Below are 18,837 nucleotides of genomic sequence, written 5' to 3' on the forward strand. Positions count from 1 at the left end.
TCAAAAACCGAAACTATTGAAAAGATGCCTTACCGCCGGAAATAACAATCTTTTCATCGCCTTTCAGCGCTTCACGATCACCATTCGGAAACGTTACGAAGCAGCCACCGTCACAGAATTCGACGGTCTCACCAGCAGCAATAAGCATCTCGCGCTTTGCTACACCTTCGGTCACTACAATTGTCTGCTGAGCTGCATCGTTATTGGAAACACTGGCAGCATAGAGGCTTGGCACAGAAAAAGAGAGTGCAAGCACTGCGCCAAGTGCGACTTTGCCAGCAAAATGGACTTGAACCTTATTCATATCTTTTTCAGCGTTACCGCCGCTCCCGCTACAAGCCGAAAATCGGCCCCACTCGTTTAAGCAGTCCTCTGCTCTCATTCTTGATTACTTATAAGACTTCAAAACTGAACCGCAACTGAACACGCCGTTCATACCTTGTCATCATGTTCTGGCTTGTCTGCTTCCGCAGCCTTTTCTTTTCGCGGCTTTGCAGCACGGGTTACTTCCCTATTCATCAATTCCGAAAGCTTTTCAATTTCCGGCATACCCAGCACCAGATCCGTTGAAGAAGAAGCCAGCTGAATCCCTTCCGCATGGAACCGCTCAACAATCTGGAACCGCAGCTCATTCTTGATACCACCCGTCGATGTAATATCTGCGACATGCGCATAGACATCGAATACGAGCAAGGAATCCGTCATGCTCTGCAGCGCAACAAACGGCTCTGGATTTTTCAAAATCGATGGATGGCCGCGAATAATTTCCAACAGCAGACTGTGAACACGGCGCGGCTCATCCGTATAGGCCGCCTGCACATTGATATCGATACGACCCAGCTTATTGCGCAACGTCCAGTTGCCGACATTTCCGTTAATCAGTGTCGAATTTGGAACGACAATCGACTGTTTCTGGAAGGTTTCAACTTCGGTCGCACGGACGCTGATCTTTTTGACAATACCGCTGACTGTTCCCGCTTCCACCCAGTCCCCGACCTTGAACGGACGTTCTGCCAGCAAAATAAGCCCAGAAACAAAGTTCTGGACAATATTCTGAAGACCAAAACCAATACCAAGTGAGAGGCCACCAGCGATCAGCGCCAGACTGGATAGATTGAAGCCAGCAGCAGATACTGCGACCAGCCCGGCGAGTACCAGCCCAACATAACCGATAACAGTGCGTATAGAATTGCGAACGCCCGAATCGACGCGGCCGCGCGCAAGAACCTTGCTATCCAGCCAGTTTTGGAACCAATGCGTCATCAGATAGACGATGATAAACAGGCCCACGCCAGTCAGAATTCCCATCAGCGATATGGAAATACTGCCAACCTGGAAGCCTGTCATCAAATGATAGAACGTGTTTTTGAGTTCGACCCATTGAAAGCCAAACTGCATCAACACCAGCGGTATGCCGACTAAGGCAACTGCGAGATTGATAAGAATACCGACAACAAGCCCGAGCTGATCCAGCTTTGCTTCGTCAAAATGGAAGCGATCACGCATCACCCGGCCAATTGGGCTGGACGCAAAGGCCTGTTCTTCCGAAATCGCACGTCCGGTCAAAAAGCCGAGATACATCGTTACGAGAAATGCGCCGGTGACAACGATCTGTTGCGCCATAAAGCGCGCAAGGCCAATGAAGCCCAAGCAGGCCGCAACAATCGGGATGAGACCAAGCAAGATGAGAAAAACGCGGAAGGCTTTCGGCCAAGGGCGAACCGCCTCTCCGACGTTTCTCTCAATCGGCTTCACGAGCGCTATAATGAGAATAAGCACGCCAATCACAACGGTCGACAGCAGGCTTTTCGCCATAGTCAAAGACAATGGTGACGACAGAACCTGGTTAACCTTGCTGAAAAACGAATCCAACCCGTTAATCAGTGCCATACCAGTAATCAACCAAACCAGCGCCCTGCCCGGACGCGGCGCAATAGGCACCAACCGCCATGCGGGAGTATAAGGACTGATGCAGGCAAAGGCCAACCGGCTGATAAAGAAGACAATGCCAAGGACAATAAAGAGCGATTGCAGCAGTGTCCCAATGTCGGGCCTAAGTACGTTAAAATAGTCGAGACAGAAGTAGGTCGTAGCTAGGAAAACGGCGACCGCGCCCGAAGGGATCGCCGTTGACCAGAAGGCAACCGACAAACGGCTGAGATAGGAAGGCGCTTCGTTGGTGACATCTCGTTCGTAAAGCGATCCCAAAACCCGTCGAGCACCGAGCTGAATAACCAGAGCAGCAACAACCGCAAAGAAAGCTGCAGCCAGAAATGAGTTCAGCTTGAAGGTGAAAACGAACCGCCACCATGATTTCACGATACTCCACAGTGAAACCATCTGATTGCTCGCGGCGGCGGTCACTTCCGAACCAAGCGTAAGATCAAGGTTCACACGTTGCGACAAAGTTTGTGCAAACAGATCACGGCGCATATTGCCGATTTTTGCAGCCATCTGATTGACCGCAAGTGATGCATCTTCTGTTTCGCCAATAACAGCATTGATTTCGGCTTTTTCAGCGATCAGCCGTGCGCGCTCTTCAGCAACAATTGCTGGTTCCGCTGCCTGATCACCGGAAGGCGCTGCCCCCAACTGTTCCAGCCGTGTATTGATCTCCGTCAGGCGTGGACGAAAAGCAACGCCAGCATCAAGCAGCTTCTTGGAAAGTCCATCGAGCTGCAGCTTGAAATTAGCAAGAGCTTCATCGTTTGTTACAGATTTCTGCAACTGATCACTGATCGTTTTCGTCTGCTGCTTGAGATCGTTGATAACCGGTTTTTGCTGCTGCACAACATCAGAGACGGGTGTGTTATTTTCAACAACAGCTTTTTGTTCAGGTGCCAACTGTTGAGCAGCTACGGGAGCTTGCGGCTTTGACACTTTGGGATCTTGCGCATTTGATTGCCCCATCGCGGCCAGCGAAAAAGCCAGAGCAAATGCAACTGCACGGAACATCGATAAATATGTCAATTTGAACTCTGCCGGTTTCTCGATCTGCTTTTGAACATACAGCGCATGATAACAGAAGCAATACTATGGCAGGCTCGATACCAAAATGAGCTTTTGATTTTATTCAGTGATTTCAATGCATGATCAGCCCCATACAGAAAACGATTCCCTTTTTTGAATCGATGCTGTAGGTGTCATCGCTAAGCCTTGGTAAAAATACGATGTTTTTGAATCGGGCATTGCATAAAATCGAATAAACAGAACGGTTTAGCTATAGGCAAAATCATTCTGAAACTGGCTTCTTTCTGCGGAAAGGCTGTCGAAGAAAGTTCGGGAATTTTGATTAAAGGCATGAACAACGCAGATCAGCGTCCTGATCGTTCTCATCAGCATGGTTTCATGCTTGTTGTGACGTGCGTTCTGTCGTTCGCCGCTTTTCTGTTCGCAATTGACCTTTCTGCACTCGGCGGCGAAGCGAGCCGTTCGCCCCCCGGAAAAATGGCTGCGCAGCAGGTCGATAACGCACCTGCACTTCCCCCACGTCAGCAATCCACACCGGCAACCCAGCCGATGCGTGCTGTCCTGACAGATGCGATTGCAGCTAAAATTAAGGCAGCTTATCCTCACGGGAATGGCGATGGGATCGCAACTCTCGCCAGCGAGATTGTCGTTTACGACGGGCAGCCCGTCCAAACCGCCCAAAACCCACATTTTTTGAGGCTTTCGCAAAGCAGTTTTGTTTCTGCACGCGCTCCGCCAGCGATGGCGTGAAACCTTCTTTTGAAGGCGGCTTCGGCCAACCCTGAATCTATTACGAAAAAATGTGCGATAAGCCTTTGTTTTAATACAAACTTATAGCACTCAATATCCGGAATTTAGACTTATGCGTACTTCTAAATGGGTCGCAGTGCTTTATGGACTGATCGTTCTGATCGGTATCATCATTGCCTTGCCCAATTTTTTCACAAAAACACAACTCGAAGCAATGCCTTCGTGGTTCCCAAAACGACAGGTTACACTGGGTCTTGATCTGAGTGGCGGCTCCTACCTCGTTCTCGAAGTGGATGCAGCGAGCCTCAAGAGTGACCGTATGCGCGCGCTGCTTGATGATGCGCGTGGAAAGCTGCGTGCTGAACGCATTCAGCCTCAATCCATCCGTGCTGTTGGCGACTCTGTCATCGTGACAATCCCGGATGCCGATCAGCGCGCGAAGGCCGATACAGCTCTTAAAACTCTGATCTCTCAGGTTAACACGACTGGCTTTGGCACGGCGATCAACGACATTGATGTAACCAGCAGTGACAATCAGATCCGTCTGACGCTAACACAGGCTGGCTTTACATACCGCCTTGATGCGGCTCTCCAGCAGAGCCTTGAAATTATCCGTCAGCGTGTGGATCAGGTCGGTGTGGCCGAACCATCGATCCAGCGCGTAGGCTCTGACCGTATCGTTGTTCAGCTTCCAGGTCTTCAAGACCCAGCACATCTTCGCCAGCTGCTGGGCAGCACCGCGAAGATGAGCTTCCACATGGTCGCAGACGTAAATCCGAATGACCCACCACCTCCCGGTGTCAGCATCCTGCCGGATTCTAAAGACCCAAACATCAAATATCCTGTTGAAGATCAGATCGCGCTTTCAGGCGAACGCCTGACCGATGCGCGTGCAGGATTCGATCAACGCACCAACGAGCCAATCGTTTCGTTTCGCTTCGATAGCCTTGGCGCGCGTCAGTTCGCAGATATTACAACCAAAAATACAGGCCGCCCGTTCGCCATCGTGCTCGACGGCAAAGTCCTGACTGCGCCACGTATCAATGAACCGATCACAGGCGGCTCTGGTCAGATCACCGGCAGCTTCACGGTTCAGGATAGTGTTGTACTTTCTGCACTGCTCCGCGCTGGTGCCTTGCCTGCTCCGCTGACAGTTATCGAAGAGCGCACCGTCGGTCCTGACCTTGGCGGCGACGCTATTAAGATGGGTCTGATCACCGGTATCGCAGGGTTTATCCTCGTCGCGGTCTTTATCCAGCTGCTTTATGGCGTCTGGGGTCTTATTGCGAACGTAGCGCTTCTGCTCCATACCGTCCTCACCTTCTCAGCCCTCAGTCTTATCGGAGCAACGCTAACATTGCCCGGTATTGCAGGTATTATTCTGGGTATCGGTATCGCGGTTGACGCGAATATTTTGATCAACGAGCGTATTCGAGAAGAAACCCGCAAAGGCCTTGGCGCTATGGCGGCGCTCGATAAAGGCTTCCATGCAGCTTTTGCTACGATTGTCGACTCGAACGTCACCTCGCTGATTTCGACACTCCTGCTCTTCATGTTTGGCACTGGCCCTGTACGCGGCTTTGCTGTCGCCATGATGCTCGGTATCGTCATTTCGATGTTTACTGACGTCACACTCGTTCGCATGGCGATGGCTTGGTATGTCCGCAAGCGCAAATTGAAGATACTTGAAATCAAGCCATTTATGAGGATCGCTCCGGAAAATCCAAATTTCCGCTTCATGAATGCGCGCTACCTTGGTATCGCAACCTCTATTGTGTTGTCGCTCGCTTCAATCGGCTTGTTCTTTAAGCCGGGTCTGAATTATGGCATCGACTTCAAAGGCGGTATTCAGGCTGAAATAACCACATCACAACCAGCAGATCTCGCGCAATTGCGTGAAAAACTCGGTGCCTTGGGACTGGGTGAAGTTGCCCTTCAGTCAGCTGGTAGTCCGAACGACGTGCTGATCCGCATTCAGCGACAAGATGGCGGCGAAGAAGCACAGACCGTTGCAGTTAACAAAATGCGTGAGGCAATTGCGGCAATCGATGCTGGCGCAAAAATCGAGCGTACCGAAGTTGTTGGCCCGAAAGTCTCCGGCGAACTCGCGCGTTCAGGCTTCATCGCAGTCTTGTTATCAGCTCTCGGTATGCTGATCTATCTTTGGTGGCGATTTGAGTGGTTCTTCGCAGTTGGCGCGATTATCACGCTCGTTCTCGATACAACCAAGATGGTAGGCTTCTTTGCGCTCCTACAGCTCGACTTTAACCTGACGGCTATTGCAGCACTGCTGACAGCCATTGGTTACTCAGTAAACGATAAGGTTGTGGTTTATGACCGCATGCGTGAAAACATGCGTCTTTATAAGTCGAAGCCGCTGCGCGAGATCGTGGATATGAGTATCAATCAGGTTCTCATCCGCTGTATCTATACCTCTGTGACGACGTTCCTCTGCTTGCTGCCAATGGCAATCTGGGGCGGAAGCGCGGTGCATAATTTTGCCGTGCCAATGCTGTTCGGTATCTTTATCGCAACAACCTCGTCGATCTTCATTGCAGCACCGATCCTGCTTCTGCTGGGCAACTGGTGGCAGCGTCGTCAGGAAGCGCATCAGGCTGTTCTTGAAAACGGCACTTCACCACAGAAGTAAACTCATGGCCGGGCATGGTTTTCGCCATGCCCGGCTTCTCCCATAAAACTTTGCATGATTGAAATCGGGAAGGCCCCGCTATGCCCCATGACACGCCTCTGATTGCGACAATCGTCGTTGGCCTGTGTCTGGCATTCATCTTCGGCACTATCGCCACCCGACTAAAAATCTCTCCCCTTGTTGGCTATCTCCTCGCAGGTGTCATTGCTGGTCCGCATACACCGGGTTTCGTTGCAGATCAGGATCTGATCCTTCAGCTGGCCGAAATCGGCGTTATTCTGCTGATGTTCGGCGTCGGCCTGCACTTCTCTCTCAAAGACCTTCTCTCCGTTAAAGCTATCGCTGTCCCCGGCGCACTGGCGCAGATTGCGACAGCCGCAGCACTCGGCACAGCGCTTGGCTTAGCGCTCGGCTGGGATGTAAAAGCCGGCCTGGTTTTTGGTCTCGCGCTTTCGACGGCAAGTACCGTCGTCCTCCTGCGCGCAATGCAGGATATGCGCCTCATTGATACAGAGCGCGGCCGCATTGCGATTGGCTGGCTGATAGTGGAAGATCTCGCTATGGTCATGGCACTGGTGCTCCTACCCGCACTAGCCAGTGTTAGCACTGATATCGGTCAAACTACAATGAACGACCCAATCGCCAACTGGCTTGGCCTCGGGGTTGGCGGCATTATTCTTCTGACGATTGCCAAAGTCGTCGTCTTCATAGCACTCATGCTGGTTGTGGGACGCAAGGTCATTCCATGGCTTTTGAATGTCATCGTTCAAACCGGCTCGCGCGAATTGTTCCGCTTAGGCGTTTTGGCGATTGCCCTTGGCGTTGCCTTTGGTGCAGCGCATCTTTTTGGCGTCTCCTTCGCGCTCGGTGCGTTCTTTGCTGGCATGGTGATGAGTGAATCTGAACTCAGCCATCGCGCCGCAGAAGAATCTCTGCCGCTACGTGATGCTTTCGCAGTTCTCTTCTTCATATCCGTGGGCATGTTGTTTGATCCGATGAGCCTCATCCGTGATCCCCTGCCCCTCATTGCAACGCTTGCCATCATCCTCGTGGGCAAGTCGGTTGCCGCATTCTTTATCGTTCGCGCATTCAAACGTCCTGTCGGAACAGCACTCACCATTTCTGCAAGCCTAGCGCAGATCGGAGAATTCTCGTTCATTCTTGCGGGGCTCGGCGTTGGGCTCAATTTACTGCCACCAGAAGGACGCGACCTGATCCTTGCAGGCGCAATCCTATCGATCTTCCTCAATCCGGTTATGTTCATAGCCGCAGACCGTCTGCGACCACGGATCGAAAAACGCCTTGGCATTCAGCCATCCGATAGCGATAGCACGGAGGCAGACGTCAGCATTTCTGAGCCTGCACGGCTACCGCAGAGTAAGCTGAGGGATCATACAGTGATTGTCGGATATGGTCAGATTGGCCGTCGCGTGGCAGCAAGTCTTCAGGAAAATAACATTCCGTTCCTTGTTGTCGAAGATTCGCCAAAGATTTATTTCAGATTGAAAGAAATCGGCATTGAAGCTATTGCGGGGAACGGCTCGGATGCTGAAATATGGGAGACGGCGAATCCATCTTTTGCCCAAAATGTTGTGATTGCAATTCCGAACGCTTTCGAGGCAGGACGCATCACAAGTCTTGCAAGGCAGGCGAACCCAAATGTGCGCATTGTTGTGCGTGCCTGTTCGCAAGCCGAAGCTCAATATCTGCATGATCTAGGTGCAGACTCTGTCATTCTCGGCGAAGCAGAAATCGCCGCAGCAATGGAGAAGGCGATAAAGAAGGAACAACGGATTACGAGCGTTTCCACGATAAACGCAAAGTCCGGGGCGCATGACAAAGGGGAATTGAATGCGAATTGAAGGTGCGGTGGCCAGTTAATGAAATTCAAGGATTATATTTGGCCGATCATTGGCCTTTGTGCAGTCGCTATATCTGTTTGGCTTCTCTATCGGGAACTGCGTAGCATTTCTCTCGACGACGTTCTGGATAGTCTTTACGCAATTCGCGCACATCACTGGCTTTTGTCTGCCGCAGCTGCCCTTCTCGCCTATAGCTCGCTCGCTGGATATGATCGCATCGCACTTCTTCACCTGCGTCGGAAAATATCCTGGCTTTTCATCGCCCTTTGCTCGTTCACAACCTATGCCTTGTCACACAATATCGGTGCATCGGTCGTATCAGGTGCTGTGGTTCGTTACCGTGCATATTCCTCACAGGGCATGCCCGGCAGCGAAATTGCCGTCCTGATTGCCTTCTGTTCCTTCACGTTTATTCTGGGCGTGATCATCACTTCGAGTATCGTTCTGCTTCTGGAACCGCATATTCTGATGCGCTTCAATGAAGAACTCACACCGACCATTTCGATCATTATTGCTTTGGCTATGCTGGCGTTTGTCTTGCTTTATGTCTTTGGCAGCTGGCTACAGCTTCGTCCTTTGCAGATTGGCAAGTTTCGGCTGGAATATCCGCGTCTGCCTGTCGTGACACAGCAGCTTATCGTCGCTCCACTGGAACTGATTGGTGCGGCTGGCATCATCTATTTCGCTCTGCCGGAAGCTGGAAATCCGGGCTTCCTGATCATTCTTGGCATCTTTCTGGTGTCATTCTCAGCAGCGCTTATTTCGCACGCACCCGGCGGCCTCGGTGTGCTTGAACTCGTGTTTCTCACTGGCTTGCCGGACATGAACCCAGCTGATGTTCTGGCGGCTCTCATCGTGTTCCGCCTGCTCTATCTTCTCATTCCATTTGCAATGTCGTTGATTGTCGTACTCGTTTTCGAGAAATCGCAATTCGTGCTTCGCTGGAACGATAAGCAAAAGAAATAGGATTGCAGAGGCGGGATTATTTTTTACATTCCCGCCTCTAATTGAATTTATTTTCCTTAAAATGGTATGAAATAGCCCTTATCTTGGAAATTGCTTCGCAAAACCTCCCAATGTAGAGCAAAAACAGCCTCCCAAGGCATTTTCCAAGAGGAACTAACGCATGCCTGCGACATTGATCATCCCCGGTTACAAGGGATCGGAAGCAGGCCACTGGCAGCGCCAATGGTTGCATGACGATCCGTCAGCAGTGCTCGTCGAACAAGACGACTGGCACTATCCGGTGCTATCCGACTGGATGCACGCGCTCGAAGCCAAACTCGCCGAAAATCCCGGCGCAGTTTTGGTTGCCCATAGTCTTGGTTGTATTCTTGTTTCGCATCTCGCAAGTCGTCCGGCTGCGGCGCATGTTGCGGGTGCGCTTCTGGTCGCTCCGGCAGACGTGGAAACCATGTCGCGCCGCGACAGTCGCTTTGCGAGCTTCGCACCTTTACCGCGTCATGAACTGGCGTTTCCGTCGATTGTCGTCGCCAGCCGCGATGACGAATATATGAGCTTTGCCAAGGCCGAAGCTATCGCCAATGTCTGGGGTTCAGGCTTTGTTGATATTGGCCATGCAGGACATATCAATGTAGCCAGCGGCTTCACGCATTGGCCGGAAGGCGCAATCCTCGCCTCGTCGCTACAAAGAGAACCAATAACACACACGCTCTCCCAAGCAGCGTGACCGCAAACCGCCCGCTTTCTCGAAGTCGGGCGGTTTCATTTTTCATAAGCGCATCTTCGCCAAAAACCGCTTAAAACTTTTCGGGATGCGCTTTAGCTATGCTGTTTGCGTTCAAGCCAGATTTTTAAAGCCAGTGTCAAAAGTGCAATGCCAGCCAAAGTCGAAGCGGCAGCAAAAGCGCCTGCTACGTTGTAATCATTGAACAGCAGTTCGACCTGCAAAGGCAGCGTATTGGTTTTACCGCGAATAGCGCCTGAAACAACAGATACCGCACCAAACTCACCCATCACACGCGCATTACAAAGCACAGCACCGTAAAGCAGCGCCCATTTGATGTTGGGCAGTGTGACATAGAAAAACGTCTGCCAAGCATTCGCTCCAAGTGTAAGCGCTGCCTCTTCCTCATCGCTGCCCTGCACTTCCATCAGCGGAATAAGCTCACGCGCGACAAAAGGCGATGTCACGAATAGACTCACGAGGAAGATCGCCGGAACCGTGAACATGATCTTGATGTCGTAACTCTCAAGCAACGGGCCGAGCAGTCCCTGCGAGCCATATAAGAAGAGATAAGTCACACCCGCAACAATCGGTGACACCGAGAATGGGATTTCGACAAAGGTAATCAGAAGTCTGCGCCCCGGAAAACGGAACTTCGTGACAAGCCATGCCACACAAACGCCGAAGGCCATATTCATTGGCACAACGACAATTGCCGTCAGGATCGTGAGCCAGACCGCATGCAAGGTATCAGGCTTTAAGATTTCACTGAAAAAAACACCGACGCCCTTGCTGAACGCATAGGAAAAGATAATTGCCAGAGGCGCGCCAATGCAGATCGCGGAAAGAATAGCTGCAAGGCCAATCAGCAGGTTACGGACAGGACCGGGCGCATTGCGCGCCTGAACACTAGCGCTCTGCATAGCGAAGCTGCCTTGCCTGAATAAGATTGGTCACAAGAAGCATGAAGAACGCCATCAACAGCATGACAAAAGCCAAAGCAGCCGCTGCCGGATAATCATATTCATCGAGCCGGATGAAGACGAGCAGCGAGGTCACTTCCGTTTCAAAAGGCAAATTGCCGGAAATGAAAACAATCGAGCCAAACTCGCCAAGACTACGCGCAAAAGACAGCGAAGCACCCGCAAGAAACGCCGGAAAGATCGTCGGCCAAATGATGTGCGTGAAAATCTGCCACGGCTTTGCACCAAGGCTGCGTGCAGCCTCTTCAACATCAGCACTCATTTCTTCCAACACCGGCTGCACCGTGCGTATGACAAAGGGAATGCTTGTGAAAAACATCGCAACCATGATGCCGATAGGTGCATAGGCAACCTTGATGCCAATCGGCTCAAGATATTGTCCGAACCAGCCATTCGGTGCAAACAAAGTCACTAGCGCTAAGCCTGCAATAGCTGTTGGCAGTGCAAACGGCAGATCAACAGCCGCATCGATCAGCCGCTTACCAGGAAACTGGTAACGCGACAAAACCCATGCCAACAGCAAGCCAAACAGCCCATTGAAGACGGTGGCCACCGCTGCTGCACTGATCGTAATTCGAAACGTCGCCAACGCGCGGTCTGACGTGACGATTCTCCAGAAATCACTCCAGCCTAGGCTTGCAGTTTTCAGGATCATCGCCAACAGCGGCAAGGCAACAATCACTGCCAGATAAAGCAAGGTGCAACCGAGGGTCAACCCGAACCCCGGCAGCACTGAATTACGTTTCATGCTCAAAAGCGACAATGGATTTTTCCAAAAGAAAGGCGGGGATCGAATATCCCCCCCCGCCGGGTAGTTTTATTTACTTGGCAGTGAACAGCTTATCAAGCACACCACCTTCGGCGAAATGCTCTTTCTGAACCTTTTCCCAACCGCCGAAAGCATCTTCAACAGTCACAAGACGAACATCAGGATAGATATCCTTGTGCTTCGCAATCACATCCTTGTCGTGGACCCGGTTAAAATTCTGCGCAAGAATTTCCTGACCTTCAGGGGAATAGAGATAATCGAGATAAGCTTCAGCAATCTTGCGCGATCCACGCTTGTCGACAACCTTATCAACAACCGTTACCGGGAATTCAGCGAGCAGGCTCACTTCAGGAACGACAACGTCATATTTGTCAGCGCCAAGAACCTTTTCAGTTCCACGGGTTTCCGCTTCAAATGTCACAAGAACATCGCCGATGCCGCGTTCAGCAAAGGTAGTGGTTGCACCACGACCGCCAGTATCAAACACCGGTACATTCTTAAAAATCTTGCCGATAAATTCGTGAACCTTGTCCTGATCTCCGTTGAAGGCTTCGTTCGCGTAGGCCGTGGCAGCGAGATAGGTATAGCGTGCATTGCCCGAAGTCTTAGGATTTGGGAACACAACTTTCACGTCTTCACGCGCCAGATCATCCCAATTCTTGATGCCCTTTGGGTTGCCTTCACGCACCAAAAATGCGGGAAACGAATAATAGGGTGATGAATTATTCGGCAAACGCTTCTGCCAGTCAGCAGGGATCAGATCGCCCTTGTCATGCAGCACCTGAACATCCGTAACCTGATTGAAAGTAACAACATCAGCTTCCAAACCTTCCAGGATGGAGCGGGCCTGCTTGGAAGAACCGGCATGAGACTGATTGACGGTGAGATCTTCACCCGTCTTGGCTTTCCAATCAGCAACGAACGCCTTGTTGACCTGCTCGTAAAGCTCACGCGCAATGTCGTAAGACACATTAAGGATTTCTTTCGGCTGCTCCTGCGCCTGCACAGGAACTGCACCCAAACCGAGCGCCACTGCGGCATATAGAATAATTTTCTTCATAGATTGCACCATTCTCACTTTGCTTGCGCAAAGCGCCCATAAATCGACTTCCATTGGGAAACAAATCTACAGAGAGATAGACAAGAATCAATCTAAATCATTGATTTAAATATATAAACTACCTTCGAAGCCATTCTTGAAAACCCTGCCTAACAGCAAAGTCTGATGGAGAATAATTTTCCAAAGAGTCTTTAAGACGCGCAACAAAAACAAGAAAGCCGGAAGCTTTTGCTTCCGGCTTTCAAAACTTTTTTCCGGCTATTAATGCCTACCAGAACCCGCGATGCTGCCAGCACCAGAGAAAATTTTGCTCGCCGCGTTCAACGCGATTACGGCGTCGCCGTGCAATTTCCTCCGCATTCAGCTTCATGCCGCGCCAAGGTTGCTCCAAAGAGGACATGACTGCCAGCCCACCACTTTTCAGGCTTTTAATCAGCAATAAAAATTTGCGGTTCATAAGAGCCTCCCGTTAATACCATCACCTCAAGGCCGTGTTTTCGCCACAACATTGAACGATGTGTTAATTTTGAAGGCTTGGCTGAAAAAGTCAATATCCTACTTATTCTATAGGAATTAACAGGGTGAAATATTTTGCGAGCAACCTTTCAGCTGCTCGCAAAATTATTCCATTTTACACCTCGTAATCGTCAACAGGCCGAATATGAACCTTTTCGACGTGGCGACCATTCATCGCATGGATCGTAAACTCGTACCCATCAGCAGTGAAACTTTCACCACCCAGCGGCAAATGCCCCAGATGCCAGATGACATAACCGGCCAGCGTCGTGTAACGATCACTGTCATCCACGAGATCGCGTTGCAGGATGCTGCTGAGCCGGCGAATGTCAGTAAAGCCATCAACGAGATAGCCGCCCTGTCCATCTGATTCTGCAACGGACGCTTCCTCGTCCTCATCAGGAAACTCGCCAGCAATAGCTTCAAGAACATCGGTCGGCGTAACCACGCCTTCAAATGAACCGTGCTCATCAACCACAATGGCGAGCTGTACCGGCGAAACACGCAACTGCTCCATAACGCGCAGAACATTCGCATTTTCATGCACCACAAGCGGCTGCTTGACCACTTTGTCCCAGTCAATCGGCTTCTTGTCACTCATATCGAGCAACAAGTCCTTGACCAGCGCCACACCGACGAACTCATCAACCTGACGACGTGCTACAACGACTCGCGAATGCGAAAGCTCACGAATTGCCTGATGCAATTCCGCCTCGTCTTCATCCAGATCGAGCCATTCGATTTCATTACGCGGAGACATGATGGTGCGAACAGGACGATCTGCGAGATCGAGAACTCCACGAATCATCTCCTTCTCTTCGGGAAGAAAGATATCGCTGGACGCCGTCTGTTGTGCAATCACATCCACTGTATCCGAGAGAGGACTGTCATCGCGTTGACCACCAAGGAGCCTTAAGACCGCTCCAGCGGTTCTTTCGCGCAAATCGTTGGTCGTCACCAGCTTCTCACGATTCTTACGCGCCATCTGGTTTGCTGCCTCGATCAATACCGAGAAGCCGATCGCCGCATAGAGATAGCCCTTCGGAATGTGGAAGCCAAAACCTTCGACAACCAGACTGAAGCCGATCATCATCAGGAAGCCAAGACAGAGAATAACAACCGTCGGATGCTTATTCACAAAGTCCATCAGCGGACGCGATGCAAGCATCATAACGCCAACAGCAATGATAACGGCAATCATCATCACAGGAAGATGCTGCACCATACCGACAGCTGTAATCACGCTATCGAGCGAGAATACCGCATCAAGAACAACGATCTGAACAATAACCTGCCAGAAAACAGCATGGACAACGCGCGAGTTCTTTGGCCCATGGGCACCTTCAAGGCGTTCGTGCAATTCCATCGTGCCCTTGGCAAGAAGGAAGAGACCACCAATTAACATGATGAGATCACGGCCAGAGAATGATAGGCCCATGACGCTAATCAGCGGTTCGCGCAGCGTCACAATCCACGAAATCGACGCCAAAAGCGCAAGGCGCATGACTAGGGCCAGTGTAAGACCAATTATACGCGCACGATTACGCTGATGCGGCGGAAGTTTATCGGCGAGAATTGCGATAAAAACGAGATTGTCGATGCCGAGAACAATCTCAAGCACCACCAATGTTACCAGACCTATCCAGGCATTGGGGTCGGCAATCCAGTCCATGGACCAATCCATGATGTGTCGGCTCCTATAAAATCAAAAAGACGAGGAAACAGAAAAAACGCCGCATGCGTTTTCTTCCCGAACCGTAGAAACACGGAACGGCGAGAAGAAATTGCAAACGGCGTGAGTAAGCTCAAAGCCTCTTAAGTCCGACGCTCCCTGAAAGGGAGCGGGACTTCGTGAAGAAGGGTCGTCAGAACTGTCGTCGGGCATAAAGCGCGATGAACCTTTTTAAAAGACACGAACGGAGCTGCTTGCTCACCCTCAAATGCCATGTTGTTAAATAAGCATAAGTTTGCTGCATTATGCAGACGCGCGGCTCACGCGCAAGGCCATATGCTATTCTGCGGGAGAAACATGAACGCCGCGCTTACGCTCACGACGCGGACGGCCCTTGAAAAAGCGCATACCAACCAAGGTTGCAACAATCGTCACAAGCGTGATTCCGACGACGGCCCAGAACATATGATCGCCATCCATCTTGGCAAAAACACCGATTCCACGACCAGCGAGCCAGCCCGGCAGAAACATAACAGGTGCCCAGACCATAGCAGAAAGAACGTTTGCCGTCTGGAATCGCTTTTGATCCATCGACATCATGCCTGCGACCATCGGTACGGTGCAGCGCACCGGACCAAAGAAGCGTCCGAGGAAGACAGCGGAAAAACCATAACGGCGAAACAGCAAGCGTGCGCGCGCAATTCCTGTGCGGTGTTTGTTGAGCGGCCATTTGTGAATAATGCTGCGACCAAGCCACCAGCCGAGCAGATAGGAAACGATATCACCGATAACGGCACCGATAATCGCACCAATGATAATTGGCCATGGCTCAACGATACCAGCACCAACGAGGCCACCAATTGCGAGCATGATCGGCGTCGCTGGAATAAGCATACCTATAATAGCGAGGGACTCGCCGAAGGCGATTACGCCCACGATAGGAGCGGCCCATGCCCGATGATCGGAGATGAACTGTCCGAGGTCGCTGATTATGCTTTCCATTCCGTCCTCAAAATGCCGCGAACCGGATTATGAAAACGCATCCCAACATGGGGTGCGGCTTCGGGTTTTCTTAAACGAGGACAATCCGGTGCGTGAACCCCTCGCCTGCCTGCGCGTAACAAACGCTTGCAGCATCTTCTCAATGGCAAAAATCATATTCGCCTATCAAGTCTTTTATATGCCGAAGCATCTCAGACAAGCATCAAAAATTGATGACATGACTGCGACATTTGCGGCGCGCTCATGAAAAGCCGGAAGGGATTCTCATCACAAGACACAAACGCATGTGATTTGAGCTTCATGCATATGGAAATTCAGGCGCTTCGTTGCAACCACACACCGAAAAAATGTTTCAAAAACAGAATTATGAACAATTTGATTCCCTGGATTCGGCCCCGGGCCGGCAATCACAAGGCGCAAATCAAAGATGTGCACCATATACGCGCAAATGTTAATTTAGAAAAACCCATCATTTCTGGGCCTTTTTAAATTCATTGAACTTTTTTTCGTTTTTTTTCAATTGAAGGCTAGACACAAAGAAAAGCGGCCTTTATAGAACCGCTCACCTCACCGGGGCCGCTGCCTCGGAGAAGCGAGTGGGTGATTAGCTCAGTTGGTAGAGCAGCTGACTCTTAATCAGCGGGTCGTAGGTTCGATCCCTACATCACCCACCATTTTCTCCTTCCTTACAAAGAGTTACCGCTGATTACCGAGTGCCAGAGCAAGGGCAACGGATAAACTCTTTCGAAAAATTCCTTCCTATTTTTTGTCGATTATTAGTTCGTCTTGAACAAAGATTCCGTACAAATAGACATAGCGAAACTGGTGCAGTGGTACTATGAGAGTGCCTTATGACCCGCAAAAGCCTTGGCTACACATTCACACTTCTCGCTGTCACAATTTTCGCTACCCAAGACGGCATTTCGAAGTATCTCGGCTCACACTATTCGCCCATCTTTATAACGATGGTGCGTTATTGGGTTTTTGCGGCTTTTGTGATTCTTGTCGCTACGCGTTCGGGGGGAATTGCGCGCGCAGCTTCAACACAACGTCCCGTCTTGCAGGTACTTCGCGGAATTCTGCTCGCAGCTGAAATCGTTATACTGGTTTACGGCCTCAGCCGTGTCGGTATGGCGATGACGCAGTCAATCTTTCAGGCAGCTCCGCTGCTGATCACCATGCTTTCAGTGCCACTGCTCGGCGAAAAGGTTGGCTGGCGTCGCTGGCTGGCGATTTTCGTGGGCTTATTTGGCGTCCTGCTGATTATCGACCCGACCCATGTCCAGTTTGACTGGGCACTGCTGTTTCCGATTAGCGCCACCGTCATATTTGCATTTTATGCCATTGCAACACGCGCTGTCAGTAAAACCGACACCTCAATGACCAGCTTCTTTTATACTGGCATTGGCGGCGCAGTTGTCCTCACCATGGTTGGCCTATTCCACGTAGAGTCTATCGCTCTGCACGATTGGCCATGGATGGCAGCGCTCTGCGTAACTGGTATTGCAAGCCACTATTGCCTCATTCGCGCTTACGACATTCTTGAAGCTGTTGAAGTGCAGCCGCTGACATATCTACAGCTGGTTGTGGGCGCTTTGATTGCTGTGCTGGTCTTCCACGAACAGCTAACCTGGAACGTCCTGACAGGAGCAAGCATTGTTGTGGCAGCTGGCCTCTTCTCAATGTTCAGAGAAAGATTGCGCGCAAAACGGGCGACATAACATTACCAATTATTAATTGGCTTGTTCATATCAGGTTCACGTAAAATGACCGACATTACTCACACGCCAATCAATGGCGCCCTTGTATAGAGTGATGGAGTTATAGAACCATGAAATCGAAGACCTTGTATGTTGCAGTTATCGCGTCAGCATTGCTTTCTACTGCAGCCTTTGCGCAGGAAAAAGCAACCGAAAATACAGGAAAATCGGGGACGGATACTTCCATTACGCAAACTGATGGAACCAAAGGCAAGCGCGGACCGATTGATCTGGAAAAGTTCTCCCGCATGGATGAACTAAAAGCCGCAGATACCAATGGTGACGGCGTTCTGTCTCGCGATGAAATCGAAGCTCTTGCCCTTAAGCGCATGGTAAGCCGTGCAGCCGATCGCTTAGAACGCCGCCTTGACGTTAAGGGTGACGGTAAAATCACACTGGAAGCGATTGAGAAGCAGCGCCAGAAGGAATTTGCAGCGCTCGATCGTAATGAAGACGGCAAGCTTGACCGCCATGAGCTGCGTACTGCCAAGAAACACCACCACGGCCCAAAAGGTCCGCATCACGGTGGCAAGGGCAAGATGGAGCACCATCACCCAAAGCCTCAGCAGTAAAACAGCATTAATAAAAAAGCCCCGCATCGCGGGGTTTTTTTAGTTTCAATTACGAGCGAATAACGCCCTTCTTGAAAATAATATTGCCATAGAGACGCTTTTCACCCGAACGGATGACAGCATACGCAGCACTTGCACGATCATAAAAAGCAAAGCGTTCGATTTGCTCTACCGCGATCTTGCGGCCTTCAGCCTTTTCAATAATCGCTTCAAACTCACCAAAAATCGCAGGCGTCTCGCTAGGGCACTCCATGACAGCCGCAGGCAGATCGACAAAGTCATCAAGCGGCAAAAGCGACAGAACAGCCTCTGCGACGTCAGTTGCGCTGATGCCCGGCAGATCGATCACCTGAACGCCAGAAGCCTGCGCAGGATAATTGGCGTCAACGATAACCAGATCATCGCCATGGCCCATATCCGCAAGCACTTCGAGAAGGGAACCGGTCAGCAGCGGGTTTATATTTTTGAGCATTGATGAATTCCGAATGATGAATTTTAATTTGCGCACCCTATCTGAAATTCGGCTCAAAATGCAAACGCCGACTACATGAGCCGGCGCTTTTGTTCAGCTATTGAAGAACGCT

Annotated in this window: 17 protein-coding genes and 1 tRNA gene; 9 read left to right on the top strand and 9 right to left on the bottom strand. The window is 50.8% G+C overall.

Annotation, left to right across the window (positions count from 1 at the left end; all coding sequences use genetic code 11):
• Positions 1–13 precede the first annotated feature (13 nt).
• Entirely contained in the window at positions 14–304 is a 291-nt protein-coding gene (locus RI570_RS01960) for a hypothetical protein (protein ID WP_313826692.1), read from the bottom strand.
• Positions 305–432: 128 nt separating this feature from the next.
• A complete protein-coding gene (locus tag RI570_RS01965) occupies positions 433–2,910 on the bottom strand; it encodes a mechanosensitive ion channel domain-containing protein (protein ID WP_409558642.1) in 2,478 nt (825 codons plus the stop codon).
• A gap of 390 nt (positions 2,911–3,300) precedes the next feature.
• On the opposite strand from RI570_RS01965, the gene RI570_RS01970 reads away from it, so the two are divergent.
• The 5 genes from RI570_RS01970 (at position 3,301) to RI570_RS01990 (ending at position 9,922) form a co-directional block, all read left to right on the top strand.
• Positions 3,301–3,720, top strand: coding sequence for a hypothetical protein (locus tag RI570_RS01970; protein WP_313826694.1), 420 nt, complete (start codon positions 3,301–3,303; stop codon positions 3,718–3,720).
• Positions 3,721–3,832: 112 nt separating this feature from the next.
• Positions 3,833–6,370: a protein translocase subunit SecD gene (gene secD, locus RI570_RS01975; protein WP_313826695.1), complete on the top strand. Its 2,538-nt coding sequence runs from the start codon at positions 3,833–3,835 to the stop codon at positions 6,368–6,370.
• Positions 6,371–6,450: 80 nt separating this feature from the next.
• A complete protein-coding gene (ybaL, locus tag RI570_RS01980) occupies positions 6,451–8,232 on the top strand; it encodes a YbaL family putative K(+) efflux transporter (RefSeq protein WP_313826696.1) in 1,782 nt (593 codons plus the stop codon).
• Positions 8,233–8,250: 18 nt separating this feature from the next.
• Positions 8,251–9,198 (top strand): lysylphosphatidylglycerol synthase domain-containing protein, encoded by a 948-nt coding sequence (locus RI570_RS01985; RefSeq protein ID WP_313826697.1) that lies wholly within the window; start codon positions 8,251–8,253, stop codon positions 9,196–9,198.
• Between the two features lie 160 nt (positions 9,199–9,358).
• Complete coding sequence (locus RI570_RS01990) at positions 9,359–9,922, top strand: alpha/beta hydrolase (RefSeq protein ID WP_313826698.1); 564 nt, start codon at positions 9,359–9,361, stop codon at positions 9,920–9,922.
• A 92-nt stretch (positions 9,923–10,014) separates the two neighbouring features.
• Here RI570_RS01990 and cysW read toward each other — a convergent pair whose 3' ends face one another.
• From cysW to RI570_RS02020, 6 genes are all read right to left on the bottom strand, one after another.
• A complete protein-coding gene (gene cysW, locus RI570_RS01995; RefSeq protein ID WP_313826699.1) occupies positions 10,015–10,842 on the bottom strand; it encodes a sulfate ABC transporter permease subunit CysW in 828 nt (275 codons plus the stop codon).
• Positions 10,829–11,650 (bottom strand): sulfate ABC transporter permease subunit CysT, encoded by an 822-nt coding sequence (cysT, locus tag RI570_RS02000; RefSeq protein WP_313826700.1) that lies wholly within the window; start codon positions 11,648–11,650, stop codon positions 10,829–10,831. The genes cysW and cysT overlap by 14 nt, the downstream gene beginning before the upstream one ends.
• 73 nt (positions 11,651–11,723) lie before the next feature.
• A complete protein-coding gene (locus RI570_RS02005; protein WP_313826701.1) occupies positions 11,724–12,731 on the bottom strand; it encodes a sulfate ABC transporter substrate-binding protein in 1,008 nt (335 codons plus the stop codon).
• Between the two features lie 268 nt (positions 12,732–12,999).
• Positions 13,000–13,188: a hypothetical protein gene (locus RI570_RS02010; protein WP_313828638.1), complete on the bottom strand. Its 189-nt coding sequence runs from the start codon at positions 13,186–13,188 to the stop codon at positions 13,000–13,002.
• A 174-nt stretch (positions 13,189–13,362) separates the two neighbouring features.
• Positions 13,363–14,931 (bottom strand): TerC family protein, encoded by a 1,569-nt coding sequence (locus RI570_RS02015; RefSeq protein ID WP_313826702.1) that lies wholly within the window; start codon positions 14,929–14,931, stop codon positions 13,363–13,365.
• A 327-nt stretch (positions 14,932–15,258) separates the two neighbouring features.
• The gene (locus RI570_RS02020) at positions 15,259–15,921 is read right to left on the bottom strand and encodes a DedA family protein (RefSeq protein WP_250038913.1); all 663 of its coding nucleotides are present in this window, start codon (positions 15,919–15,921) and stop codon (positions 15,259–15,261) included.
• Between RI570_RS02020 and RI570_RS02025 the strand changes: the two genes are divergently transcribed.
• The 4 genes from RI570_RS02025 (at position 15,911) to RI570_RS02040 (ending at position 18,253) form a co-directional block, all read left to right on the top strand.
• On the top strand, positions 15,911–16,168 hold the full coding sequence (locus RI570_RS02025; protein WP_313826703.1) for a hypothetical protein: 258 nt from the start codon (positions 15,911–15,913) through the stop codon (positions 16,166–16,168). The two genes, RI570_RS02020 and RI570_RS02025, sit on opposite strands and share 11 nt — an antisense overlap.
• 351 nt (positions 16,169–16,519) lie before the next feature.
• Positions 16,520–16,595 (top strand) — tRNA-Lys (locus RI570_RS02030).
• 177 nt (positions 16,596–16,772) lie between these two features.
• Positions 16,773–17,642, top strand: coding sequence for a DMT family transporter (locus RI570_RS02035; RefSeq protein ID WP_313826704.1), 870 nt, complete (start codon positions 16,773–16,775; stop codon positions 17,640–17,642).
• Positions 17,643–17,752: 110 nt separating this feature from the next.
• Positions 17,753–18,253: a calcium-binding protein gene (locus RI570_RS02040; RefSeq protein ID WP_313826705.1), complete on the top strand. Its 501-nt coding sequence runs from the start codon at positions 17,753–17,755 to the stop codon at positions 18,251–18,253.
• Between the two features lie 49 nt (positions 18,254–18,302).
• Here RI570_RS02040 and RI570_RS02045 read toward each other — a convergent pair whose 3' ends face one another.
• Positions 18,303–18,725: an RbsD/FucU family protein gene (locus RI570_RS02045; RefSeq protein ID WP_313826706.1), complete on the bottom strand. Its 423-nt coding sequence runs from the start codon at positions 18,723–18,725 to the stop codon at positions 18,303–18,305.
• Positions 18,726–18,837 lie beyond the last annotated feature (112 nt).

The sequence above is a fragment of the Brucella pseudogrignonensis genome (assembly GCF_032190615.1).
GTDB classification, from domain to species: Bacteria; Pseudomonadota; Alphaproteobacteria; order Rhizobiales; family Rhizobiaceae; genus Brucella; species Brucella pseudogrignonensis_B.

Bases quoted from the DNA above. Each gene is read 5' to 3' on its own strand.
- cysT (WP_313826700.1), bottom strand. From the start codon at position 11,650: ATGAAACGTAATTCAGTGCTGCCGGGGTTCGGGTTGACCCTCGGTTGC.
- RI570_RS01965 (WP_409558642.1), bottom strand. From the start codon at position 2,910: ATGGGGCAATCAAATGCGCAAGATCCCAAAGTGTCAAAGCCGCAAGCT.
- cysW (WP_313826699.1), bottom strand. From the start codon at position 10,842: ATGCAGAGCGCTAGTGTTCAGGCGCGCAATGCGCCCGGTCCTGTCCGT.
- secD (WP_313826695.1), top strand. From the start codon at position 3,833: ATGCGTACTTCTAAATGGGTCGCAGTGCTTTATGGACTGATCGTTCTG.
- RI570_RS02005 (WP_313826701.1), bottom strand. From the start codon at position 12,731: ATGAAGAAAATTATTCTATATGCCGCAGTGGCGCTCGGTTTGGGTGCA.
- RI570_RS02035 (WP_313826704.1), top strand. From the start codon at position 16,773: ATGACCCGCAAAAGCCTTGGCTACACATTCACACTTCTCGCTGTCACA.
- RI570_RS01960 (WP_313826692.1), bottom strand. From the start codon at position 304: ATGAATAAGGTTCAAGTCCATTTTGCTGGCAAAGTCGCACTTGGCGCA.
- RI570_RS01970 (WP_313826694.1), top strand. From the start codon at position 3,301: ATGAACAACGCAGATCAGCGTCCTGATCGTTCTCATCAGCATGGTTTC.
- RI570_RS01985 (WP_313826697.1), top strand. From the start codon at position 8,251: ATGAAATTCAAGGATTATATTTGGCCGATCATTGGCCTTTGTGCAGTC.
- RI570_RS02045 (WP_313826706.1), bottom strand. From the start codon at position 18,725: ATGCTCAAAAATATAAACCCGCTGCTGACCGGTTCCCTTCTCGAAGTG.
- RI570_RS02015 (WP_313826702.1), bottom strand. From the start codon at position 14,931: ATGGATTGGTCCATGGACTGGATTGCCGACCCCAATGCCTGGATAGGT.
- ybaL (WP_313826696.1), top strand. From the start codon at position 6,451: ATGCCCCATGACACGCCTCTGATTGCGACAATCGTCGTTGGCCTGTGT.
- RI570_RS01990 (WP_313826698.1), top strand. From the start codon at position 9,359: ATGCCTGCGACATTGATCATCCCCGGTTACAAGGGATCGGAAGCAGGC.
- RI570_RS02025 (WP_313826703.1), top strand. From the start codon at position 15,911: ATGCTTTCCATTCCGTCCTCAAAATGCCGCGAACCGGATTATGAAAAC.
- RI570_RS02010 (WP_313828638.1), bottom strand. From the start codon at position 13,188: ATGAACCGCAAATTTTTATTGCTGATTAAAAGCCTGAAAAGTGGTGGG.
- RI570_RS02020 (WP_250038913.1), bottom strand. From the start codon at position 15,921: ATGGAAAGCATAATCAGCGACCTCGGACAGTTCATCTCCGATCATCGG.
- RI570_RS02040 (WP_313826705.1), top strand. From the start codon at position 17,753: ATGAAATCGAAGACCTTGTATGTTGCAGTTATCGCGTCAGCATTGCTT.